This window comes from Corynebacterium sp. EPI-003-04-2554_SCH2473622 (genome assembly GCF_001665955.1).
Taxonomy (GTDB): Bacteria; Actinomycetota; Actinomycetes; order Mycobacteriales; family Mycobacteriaceae; genus Corynebacterium; species Corynebacterium pseudodiphtheriticum.
In genome coordinates this window covers 1-9,931 of record NZ_LZMN01000048.1, presented here as the reverse complement: position 1 = coordinate 9,931, position 9,931 = coordinate 1, and the positions used below count along the sequence as shown (strand labels likewise).

Sequence of the window (9,931 nt, the reverse complement as noted above, 5' to 3'; positions counted from 1 at the left end):
GCTGAAAAAGAAAGTCGCCGTGTCCGCGTTTTTCTCCGTCGGGGCAGAAACGATGATCATGCTGCCGCTCGCGCTGGGCTATGTGGCATATATCAGCGTGAGCCCAGAGCAACAATCAACTTTCACCAGTGAAGGCTGGGGACACACCCTGCTGATGATGTCGTGTGGTCTGGTCACCGCCACCCCGCTGTTGTTTTATGCCCGCGGTGCGCACATGCTGCCGCTGTCGACGATCGGCATGCTGCAGTACCTTACCCCGACGATTCTGATGTTGTGGGCGCTGTTTATTACGCAAGAACCGATGTCGCAGCAGCGCTGGATCGGCTTCATCATCATTTGGGTCGCGGTGGCGGTGTATGTCGCTGACTTGGTGCGGATGCGTCGACACAGCAGGCGGGAGCAGCGCCGACAAACGGTATCATTTGCGGGAACCGGCCAGCGCGACGGCAGCGCGCCAACCGAACATGAACAGTGCGGACGTCGCACTGGCGACCAACACGAATGACCAGTGCGGCACCGCCCCATTACGCAACGCCCAGATGACCAGCCCGACGATGACGGTGCACAACCACACGATGGCCGCCCCGCGGCCGTTGCGCGCACCGCTGACCATCGTCAGCGCCGTCGCGCGGGAAAGCAATAACCAGCCGAAACCCAGCCCAATAAGGAATGGCCACAGCGTGGATAACCAGCCCACGAAAGACAGTGGCATGTCCGCAGACTGGTGGGCAATACGTGCAAGTAAGGCGAAAACTGCCAGCGCGATGGCATCGAAGATGATCGGACGGGCAGGTGTGTGGTGGGTAGGCGTCGACATGCCAGTTATTTTACGTCGCTGGTTTCTTCCGAATCAGTCTGGCGCAGCGCGGCGTAGGACATACCCTTGCGTGCGTAGTAGGCGAAGTAGATGACCCAGCCGATTGCGCTGTAGAAAACGAAGGTGATCAGCCGGTAGACCAACACCGTGCCAGTGGCATCGACGGCCGTCATGCCGGTAGCCACTAGTGCGGTGATAATCGCGATTTCCACGGTGCCGACGCCCGCCGGGGTGATCTGCGCGGAACCCGCCAGCTTGGCGGTAATAAACGCGACGCTAATGCCCATGATGGTGGTGTGGTCGTCGGCAGGCCAGAACGACGGCATATTACCGGTCACGGCCCAGGCACAAGCCCACAGAGCAACGGCATCGAAGGCTCGGTTGAAAAACGCCATCAACGTCACCCAGGAAAATTGGCCCAAGTTCAACGACACTTGGTCGAGCTTGTTGACGTGTTTGACGAGCTTGTCGGTCTTTTTCCACGGCAGGTTTTTAATCCACCGCCCCACGGTCCGGGTATTGCAGGAAGCCCAGTACAGGCCTCCGCACAGACCCAACATCAACGCCAGGGATACTACTAATGACCACAACGCCACATCCGCGCCCCAGAAAAATACGCCGGTAAAACCGATTAATACGACCCACAGCGTGGAAATCGCAGAAGAAAGCACAAAAAACCAGCCGCACAGCACCACGGAAGCCCCCCAAGCGCGCTGCACTTTATACGTCAAGATCGCGGCGAACGCGGGACCGCCGGGAAGCGTCGTCGACCAGGCATTGGAGGCGAAGACAATGTTGTTGCACTCTTTGAACGAGACGGGCACACCACCGGCGACAAACAATTTGCGCATCACCTCGGCCATCGCCAATAGGGAAAACGCAAAGGTGATAAACACGACGACGAGGGGCCAAGGTTGCGCGTGACGAAGGGTGCGGAAACCATCGCTCAAGAAATCTAACTCGTCACGGAAGAAAATACCCATGACGACGAGTACTGCTAGGGGCAGTATCCACCGCAGCCATTTGCCTACTGTGCTCTTCATCGTTGCGGCCCCGTCTACTTGTCGTTTTCTAGGCGCTTCATGAGCTCCGAGAACGGAATCAGGTCACTGTCTTGGTCGGTGGTGCGTCCGCTGCGAATGGCTTTGGTATCGGCGACGACTTCCGACTCATGCAGTTCGCGCGGTTCATCCAGCTCGTACTGTTCCTCATTTTGCGAATAGTCACCGTCCGGGGCAAGGTCGTTTTCCGGGGCAAGGTCGTACTGTTCATGGTCACCGTCCGGGCCGGAAGTATCCGCCATCCGCCCAGCCGGGACCACGGTTTCTTCGTATGCACCGTGCCCCATGCGTTCATAAATTCGGTGCACGAAGGCCGGTGCCCACCAGTTGTCTTCGCGCAGCAGGTGCATCACGGCTGGTACGAGGAACATGCGCACGATAGTGGCGTCGAGGAAGAGCGCGAAGATCATGCCGAAGGCGATGTATTTCATCATCACGATATCGGAGAAGCCGAACGCGCCAGCCACCACAATCATGATCAGCGCGGCGGCCGTAATGATGTGGCCGGTGTGCGCGGTGCCGTAGTTGATGGCGTCGTCGGTTGACGCTCCACGCTTGCGGGCTTCCACCATGCGCGAAACCAAAAAGACCTCGTAGTCCGTCGACAAGCCATAAATGATGGCGATGATCAGCACCAGGATTGGGCTCATCAGTGGGCCCGGCGAGAAATCCAACAGGCCGGAACCAGCGCCGAGGACAAACATGCCGGTCAAAATACCCAGGGTGGCGCCTAAGGTCAGCACCGTCATGATGATGGCTTTTGCCGGAATGATCAGCGAGCCGAACACCGCGGCCATCAGCAAGAACGTGGCGACAATAACGTACAGCGCCATCCACGGCAGTTTCTCAAACAGCGCTTCGAGTGATTCGACTTCCATCGCCGGGGTACCGCCGACGTAAAGTTCCACGCCTTCCGGTGCTGTAATCGCGCGCAGTTGTTCGATAACTTCGGCGTTATCTTCGCGGTCTGCAATACCGGCGCTCAACACAGTGGTGCCGTCTATGGTCTGGCTGGACGGCGCCATGGGGGAGGTCAGCCCTTCGATCTCACGGGCTTGCAAGACGACGTCGACAAGCTGCTGGTTATCGGCCCCCTTGACTACAAGTTTGATGGGCTCGGTGCGGTGTTCCGGGAATTCCTCGTTGAAGCGATCCTGGGCCTGGCGGGTTTCGTGGCTCGGTGGCAGATAGGTCTCGTTGATGCCGCCGAAGCTGACACCCAACAGCGGGATGGTCAGTGCGAGCAGCAGGGCGGTGATGCCGACAGTAAACCAGCGAGCTTTGCTCATGGCCCAGCGTGGCACGCGGTACCAGAAGGTTTCCTCGATTGGGCGGGAGCGTTTGGTCTTGCGTACCGTCCACTTGTCGATGTTGTGGCCGAGCATGCCGAAAATTGCTGGTAGCACCGTTACCGAAAGCAGTGCTGCGAGGCCGACGGCGGAAATCGCGCCATAAGCCACGGATTTCAAAAACGCCTGTGGGAAAATCAGCAGGCTGGAAATGGCAACGGCCACCATGAGTGCGGAAAAGACCACGGTTTGTCCGGCGGTGGCGGTGGTAATCGCGACAGCTGTGCGGGTATCACGGCCTTTATCTAGTTCTTCGCGGAAGCGCGAGACCATAAATAGCCCGTAGTCGATGGCCAGGCCTAGGCCCAGCAACGTGACGACGGCCTGCGAAAACACGTTGACCTGGATGAACCCGGCCAATACCGAGAGAATGCCGATGGAGCCCATGATCGACAGCGCGCCGACGATCAACGGCATAAACGCGGCGACGACGGAACCGAAGACGAACAGCAACAGCAAGCCCACCAGCGGTAATGCTGCGCGTTCGGCAACCGAGATATCGTGCGCCATGCCGTCGTCCAAAGCATCAGCAACGGCGGTGGCTCCGGCAACCTCGATATCTAGGCCCTGGGCGGTTGCGGCTCCGGTGAGATCATCCTGGATGGTGCGGAAATCACGCAAGGTCTGCTCGTCGTCACCTGCTAAACCGATGGCCGCGAACGCTACCGAGCCGTCGTCGGACAGTAAGTTTGGATTGCGTGTATCGAAATAGCTGGTGACTTGCGCGATCTGGTCTGGGTAGTGTTCTTGCAGGTAATTCAGGTGGGCGCGCGCAGCCTCTAAGTTTTCTTGCGGGTTGTCGAACAGCAAGATGACATCGCCGTTGCGGTCCCGCCCGAAGGTCTCGGCCTCAATCTCAGCGGCGGTGGTTGATGCCGCGCGGGGGTCTTCCCACCCTTCCTGGCTGAGGCGATCGTCGAGCTTGGTGCCAAAAACCGTGAAGACCACGGCGATAGCCGCGATGATCAGCAGCGGAATGATCCTGCGATGGGCATAGGAAAACTGCCCCCACCTGAAAAACATGCCGGTTCCTAACGGTTAGACAATAGTGACGACAGCGGGCGGAAGGGTGCCAACCAGGCGCCTTCTTCCGGCAGCGCATCCAGACTAACCCGCGGCAGTGGTTCGAGGAAGACCCCCTCGATATCTTCCAGGTCCACAAAACCGATATCTTCGTGGCTCACAGCCCACGAGCAGTGCTCCTGGAAACCCAGCACGGTGGCGGGAATGCCGGCATTGATGAGTTCTTCGAGCAGCTCCTGGAAGTTTTGGCCGTCGGCAGAGGCGACGACGATCTCGCTTAAGCTGCCTTCCTCGAACCGTTGCCGGATGTGGGCGACCATGTCAGGGTCCACATCAGATTCTTCGGTGATTTTTGGTTTTGCGAATACGGCGTAGCCGACGTTGCGTAGTGCTTCTACCCATGGGCGAATGACCTCCGCGCCGCCGGGTGAGACATTGGTGAACACGCAGGCTTCTGGGGTGAGGTTTTCTTCTTCAGAGATTTCCAGAATCCAGCGGCCGATGGCGTCGAAACGCGGACGGGAATTAGCGGTGGGGCGGCCACCCAGGATGGAGCCCAGCCCCATGTCCAGGTTTGGTGCGTCCCAGATCATCAGCAGAGTGTTGTTCTGCGCTGAACTAGTGTGCGCAGAATGATTCTGCGCGGTGTGTGCGGTATGTGCGTCCATATTTTCGGTATATCCAGTATTTCTCGTATTTTTTCGGGTTTTATGCGGCCACGGGGTGTGCAGCCGTACGTGCTGTACGTGTCGCACAGCTGCTACGGATCCTGCGGGTTCATGGGGCGGGGCGTTTCTGCCTAGCGCTTCACCCACAAGTATTCATTAATAATGTGGTCTTTTTCTAGGCCTTTGCCTTCGAATTTGGTGATCAGTTGGCGGTCGGTCAGCTGTGGGCATTCCGGCCATGGCCAGCCTTTGTATTCTAGTTGCGGCTCGACCTCGACCAACTCGTTAATCCATTCGGCATAGTCCGCGTGGTCGGTGGCCACATGCAGCACTCCGCCGGGTTTTAGGCGAGAGGCAAACAGGTTCAACGGCCCGGATTGGATGATGCGGCGCTTGTGGTGCTTGGCTTTCGGCCATGGGTCCGGGAAAAACACGCGGATGCCATCGAGCGATTCTGGGGCGAACATGCGCATGAGTACTTCCATGCCGTCGCCGCGGATCATGCGGATATTCGGGATGTCTTCGCGTACTACCTGCCCAAGTAGCTTCGCCAGGCCGGGCTTGTACAACTCGACGGCAATAATATTGGTATCTGCTTCTTTTGGTGCCATTGCCGCGGTTGAAGTACCTGTGCCGGAGCCGATTTCCACGATCGTGGGTGCGCCGCTGCGGCCAAACCACTTGTCGACGTCGACGTGTTCGTCGGCAAGCATCGCGCCGAGTTCTGGCCAGTGCTTTTCGAAGGTCGCCAGCTGGTTGTCGCTGAGCGAGCCGCGGCGAAAAGTCACGGTGCCTAGCCGCGGGTAGTCGAGGTCATTGTTGAAAACCTCGTTGAAATCGGTCTGTGGGGGCCGACCGGCAGGAAATTCGCCGATGCCGCGGGATTGCTGGTTATTGTGTGTATTGACTGTATTCATTGCGTTATTCATTATTGCCTATTGTTCCCTGTCAAAAATAGTAGAACAATTCGGGGGCTTTCACTGTGGGCACAGGTGTTTTCGGGTGATCCAAACCTGCGCGATATTACCCCTGTATGAGGGTGGCAAGTGCACATTTTGCAGAATCAAAATGTGGATAAGCAGGGGTAGTGGCAGTGCGTGCATACACGCTTATACGTGGTTATTACCTTTCACCCCTGGTAGTCGCTACCCTGGGGCATGTCCAACCTGCTGTAGTGACCGATCAGGAGTCTAAATGAGCGCCCCAATCACGGGACTTGTTGGTGAAGCGCCAACGCAGAACAAAGAATTGATCAACTGGATCAACGACGCCGTTGCTATGTTTCAACCAGAAGACGTTGTGTTCGTCGATGGTTCGCAACAAGAATGGGATCGGCTTGCAGCCGAACTTGTCGACGCAGGAACCCTCATCAAGCTCAATGAGGAAAAGCGTCCAAACAGCTACCTAGCACGCTCGAACCCATCGGACGTCGCTCGTGTGGAATCGCGCACTTTCATCTGTACAGAAGACCAGGAAGGTGCCGGCCCAACCAATAACTGGGCCCCGCCGCAGGCCATGAAAGAGGAAATGGTCGACGTCTACACCGGCGCCATGAAAGGCCGCCGCATGTACGTCGTACCTTTTTGCATGGGTCCGATCAATGATCCAGACCCAAAACTGGGCATCCAGCTGACGGACTCGGCGTACGTCGTCATGTCCATGCGCACCATGACCCGCATGGGCACGGAAGTCCTGGATAAGCTTGGCGACGAAGGCTCCTTCGTGCGCTGTTTACACTCCGTGGGTGCCCCGCTGGAACCAGGCGAGGAAGATGTTGCCTGGCCATGCAATGAAACGAAGTACATCACCCAGTTCCCGAAGAGCAAAGAAATCTGGTCCTATGGCTCCGGCTACGGTGGTAACGCCATTTTGGCGAAGAAGTGCTACGCGCTGCGCATCGCCTCGGTCATGGCGAAAGAAGAAGGCTGGATGGCTGAGCACATGCTCATCCTGAAGCTGACCAGCCCAGAAGGCAAAAACTACAACGTTGCTGCGGCATTCCCATCCGCTTGTGGCAAGACCAACCTGGCCATGATCACCCCAACGCTGGATGGCTGGTCCGCAGAGGTAGTCGGTGACGATATTGCGTGGATGCACCTGCGCGAAGACGGCCTGTATGCCGTGAACCCAGAAAACGGCTTCTTCGGCGTCGCGCCGGGCACCAACTATGCATCCAACCCTATTGCGATGCGCACTATCGAACCAGGCAATACCTTGTTCACTAACGTTGCGCTGACCGACGACGGCGACGTCTGGTGGGAAGGCATGGATGGGGAAGCCCCAGAGCACCTGATTGACTGGAAGGGTAATGACTGGACCCCGGATTCTGCGGAGAAGGCTGCGCACCCGAACTCCCGTTACTGCGTGCCAATTTCCCAGTGCCCTGTCGCTGCCCCGGAATACGACGACTGGCGCGGCGTGAAGATCGACGCCATCCTGTTCGGTGGGCGTCGTGCCGACACCATCCCGCTGGTGACCGAAGCTTTCGATTGGGAGCACGGCACCATGATTGGTTCGCTGCTGGCTTCCGGCCAGACTGCCGCTGCCGAGGGAACCGTCGGTGCGCTGCGCCACGACCCAATGGCGATGTTGCCGTTCATGGGCTACAACGCTGGTGAATACCTGCAGCACTGGATTGACATGGGCAAGAAGGGCGGCGACCTGATGCCGTCGATCTTCCTGGTTAACTGGTTCCGCAAGAACGACGACGGCAAGATCATCTGGCCTGGCTTCGGTGAAAACTCCCGCGTATTGAAGTGGATCACCGAGCGTGTTGATGGCAAGGTCGGCGCAGAAAAGACCATCGTGGGTAATACCGCGCGTGCTGAGGATTTGGACCTGACCGGTCTGGAAATCAGCTTGGACGAGGTCAAAGAAGTCCTTGCTGTGGATCCTGCAGAGTGGGCTAGCGATGTCGACGACAACGCTGAGTACCTCAACTTCTTGGGCTCACGGGTCCCAGATGAGGTTCTGGAGCAGTTCGAGGCTTTGAAGTCCCGCATCGAGGAAGCTTCTGCAACGAAGTAAATCTGGCATTCTGCTCTGTTGCCGGTTCAGGTTTAGGGCAGGAAAGCGCTGAGATAGGACTTCCTGCCTGGGGCCTGGTGTTTGAGCGCAAACGGAAAGATCATTCCGTTTGCGCTTTTTGCGTGCGAAAACGGGGCGATGAAGAACACTAACGGAAGGATCTTTCTGATTTCGGTTTTCTGGACTAGGATTTAATTTAAAAGTACACCTAACCGGAAGGATTTTTCCGTCCTGATGTCTGGCCCTCACGTTGGAGCTGGTTGTATGCAGCCTGCTGATAGTGCGACGCAAGCGCGGAAACTGGGCAGCGTAATCCGGCGTACCCGTAAGGAATACATGCTCACCCAACCCCAACTTGCCTTGATGATTGGGATCTCTGATCGCACGTTGCGTGAAATTGAGAAGGGTACTGGTAGCCCCAGCGTGAAGGCTGTGTTGGCTACCTTGGAGACTCTCGGCTTGGAGCTGGACGTTCGGTAATGGAAAGTCTGAAGCGAATCACGCACGTTGATGTATATAAGAATGGTGTCTTAGCCGGGAAAATAGTTAAAGACCAAGTAGGGGTTCTCTCGTTTTCTTATGTCGGAGAGTATTGCGGGGCGCCTGTAGCGACTACCTTGCCGGTTAATTCTGCATCAGTGACGATGCCGGGTGGAGGATTGCCGAGCTTTTTTGCAGGGTTGTTGCCTGAAGGGCATCGTCTCACCGTGCTGCGGAAAGCTGTGAAAACTTCTTCTGATGATGAGTTAAGTTTGATATTGGCAATAGGCAATGATTTACCGGGCGATGTTCAAGTAATTCCTGGAGGCACGAAGCCTCAAGAGCAAAAGTCACTGGTCATGGGAGATGTGAGACTGCAAGATTTTGCAGCACTCACCTCGTCAGTGGACGGAGTGGGCATCGCGGGCGTACAAACTAAAGCGTCTGCATCGATGGTTAATACTCCTGTGCACATTGGTGGCATGCAAGGAATCCTAAAGATTGACCCGCCGGAGCACCCGCATTTAGTCGCTAATGAGGCTTTTCACTTACGACATGCACGGGAGCTGGGTATACCCGTTGCCAAGCATGAGATAGTGCATGACCAGGTAGGGCGTCCGGGATTGTTGGTGCAGAGGTTTGACCGTAGCGATGCCGGGCAACGATGGGCGATGGAAGATGCAGCCCAGTTATTGAATATTTTACCGGCAAAGAAATACGACGTTTCCGCTGAAGACGTCGTGCGTGCCGTGCAGCAAACGGTGTCTGCACCGCCGGTTGCCACGAGGAATCTTTTTATGCAATTTTTTTATGCCTGGTTGACTGGCAACGGTGACCTGCATGCCAAGAATATCTCTGTGCTGCAATCGAGTTCCGGGAAGTGGAAGGTGTCGCCGGTCTATGACGTGCCATCGACTGTGTTCTATAGGGACATGACGATGGCGCTTCCGGTTGCGGGAAGAATCAAGGATATTCGGGCGCGACATTGGGAAGACTTTTGCGCGAGTATTGGACTACGGCGTCCGGTGATGCAGGCGGCTGCAAAGATTGTTTTCGACGTGGTGAAGCAGATGGATTTATCCGAGCTGCCTTTCGAAGGCTCGGCGCGGTACGGAGCAGAAAGACAATTACGGTTCCGTAGCTTGGAGACCGAAAAACTATTGAGTAGTTAAAACTCCATTCTCGGTACAGCGAGGGTGTCAGGTGAAGTGTCCCAGGTTTTGTTCCGTCTGAGTAGATGGGAAAATCTGGAACATGCCCAAAAATTTGACCAGGATGCCAAGGACCGCGTCGTTCGCTTGGTGGAGGATCGCATCCTGGCAGAAAACATGTCGATGCAGGCTGCGTGCCAGGCAGTGGCGCCGAAGTTGGGCGTCTCATGGCATACTGCTCGGCAGTGGACACAAGCTGCTCGCCGCGACGGTCGTATTGCCGAGCCGTTGCCCGAAGACCTCGTGGCAGAGGTAGCCAAGCTTCGGCGTGAGAATCAAGAGCTTCGCGACACCA

Annotated in this window: 10 protein-coding genes; 5 read left to right on the top strand and 5 right to left on the bottom strand. The window is 56.8% G+C overall.

Translation table 11 applies throughout. The features are described from left to right. Nucleotides 1–505 (top strand): EamA family transporter (locus tag A5774_RS05495; RefSeq protein ID WP_156519554.1); only part of this gene is annotated, 505 nt, incomplete at its 5' end. Here the strand turns inward: A5774_RS05495 and A5774_RS05490 are convergent. The 5 genes from A5774_RS05490 to trmB form a co-directional block, all read right to left on the bottom strand. Continuing rightward, entirely contained in the window at nt 419–817 is a 399-nt protein-coding gene (locus tag A5774_RS05490; RefSeq protein WP_064833748.1) for a DUF3054 domain-containing protein, read from the bottom strand. The genes A5774_RS05495 and A5774_RS05490 overlap by 87 nt on opposite strands. A gap of 5 nt (nt 818–822) precedes the next feature. Beyond that, nucleotides 823–1,860 (bottom strand): YbhN family protein, encoded by a 1,038-nt coding sequence (locus A5774_RS05485; RefSeq protein ID WP_024272854.1) that lies wholly within the window; start codon nt 1,858–1,860, stop codon nt 823–825. Between the two features lie 14 nt (nt 1,861–1,874). Further along, nucleotides 1,875–4,250, bottom strand: a complete 2,376-nt coding sequence (locus tag A5774_RS05480) for an MMPL family transporter (protein WP_064833746.1) — start codon at nt 4,248–4,250, stop codon at nt 1,875–1,877. A gap of 8 nt (nt 4,251–4,258) precedes the next feature. Continuing rightward, entirely contained in the window at nt 4,259–4,918 is a 660-nt protein-coding gene (locus A5774_RS05475) for an NYN domain-containing protein (protein ID WP_021353489.1), read from the bottom strand. Nucleotides 4,919–5,049: 131 nt separating this feature from the next. Then, nucleotides 5,050–5,835 carry a tRNA (guanosine(46)-N7)-methyltransferase TrmB gene (gene trmB, locus A5774_RS05470; protein ID WP_026168083.1) on the bottom strand — a complete coding sequence of 262 codons (786 nt, stop codon included), beginning with the start codon at nt 5,833–5,835 and terminating at the stop codon, nt 5,050–5,052. Nucleotides 5,836–6,112: 277 nt separating this feature from the next. Here trmB and A5774_RS05465 point away from each other — a divergent pair, with 277 nt between their 5' ends. The 4 genes from A5774_RS05465 to A5774_RS11505 all read left to right on the top strand — a co-directional run. Beyond that, nucleotides 6,113–7,945 (top strand): phosphoenolpyruvate carboxykinase (GTP), encoded by a 1,833-nt coding sequence (locus A5774_RS05465; protein WP_018121541.1) that lies wholly within the window; start codon nt 6,113–6,115, stop codon nt 7,943–7,945. A 234-nt stretch (nt 7,946–8,179) separates the two neighbouring features. Beyond that, nucleotides 8,180–8,425 carry a helix-turn-helix domain-containing protein gene (locus A5774_RS05460; protein ID WP_231892357.1) on the top strand — a complete coding sequence of 82 codons (246 nt, stop codon included), beginning with the start codon at nt 8,180–8,182 and terminating at the stop codon, nt 8,423–8,425. Beyond that, nucleotides 8,425–9,597, top strand: a complete 1,173-nt coding sequence (locus tag A5774_RS05455) for a type II toxin-antitoxin system HipA family toxin (protein WP_064833741.1) — start codon at nt 8,425–8,427, stop codon at nt 9,595–9,597. Before A5774_RS05460 ends, A5774_RS05455 begins: the two co-directional genes overlap by 1 nt. Before the next feature lie 36 nt (nt 9,598–9,633). Then, on the top strand, nt 9,634–9,931 hold a 298-nt coding region (locus tag A5774_RS11505; protein WP_231892356.1), incomplete at its 3' end, for a transposase.

What these genes read in the sequence shown, in the direction of transcription:
- A5774_RS05490 (WP_064833748.1), bottom strand. Translation starts at nt 817, where the DNA reads ATGTCGACGCCTACCCACCACACACCTGCCCGTCCGATCATCTTCGAT.
- A5774_RS05465 (WP_018121541.1), top strand. Translation starts at nt 6,113, where the DNA reads ATGAGCGCCCCAATCACGGGACTTGTTGGTGAAGCGCCAACGCAGAAC.
- trmB (WP_026168083.1), bottom strand. Translation starts at nt 5,835, where the DNA reads ATGAATACAGTCAATACACACAATAACCAGCAATCCCGCGGCATCGGC.
- A5774_RS05485 (WP_024272854.1), bottom strand. Translation starts at nt 1,860, where the DNA reads ATGAAGAGCACAGTAGGCAAATGGCTGCGGTGGATACTGCCCCTAGCA.
- A5774_RS05455 (WP_064833741.1), top strand. Translation starts at nt 8,425, where the DNA reads ATGGAAAGTCTGAAGCGAATCACGCACGTTGATGTATATAAGAATGGT.
- A5774_RS05460 (WP_231892357.1), top strand. Translation starts at nt 8,180, where the DNA reads ATGTCTGGCCCTCACGTTGGAGCTGGTTGTATGCAGCCTGCTGATAGT.
- A5774_RS05480 (WP_064833746.1), bottom strand. Translation starts at nt 4,250, where the DNA reads ATGTTTTTCAGGTGGGGGCAGTTTTCCTATGCCCATCGCAGGATCATT.
- A5774_RS05475 (WP_021353489.1), bottom strand. Translation starts at nt 4,918, where the DNA reads ATGGACGCACATACCGCACACACCGCGCAGAATCATTCTGCGCACACT.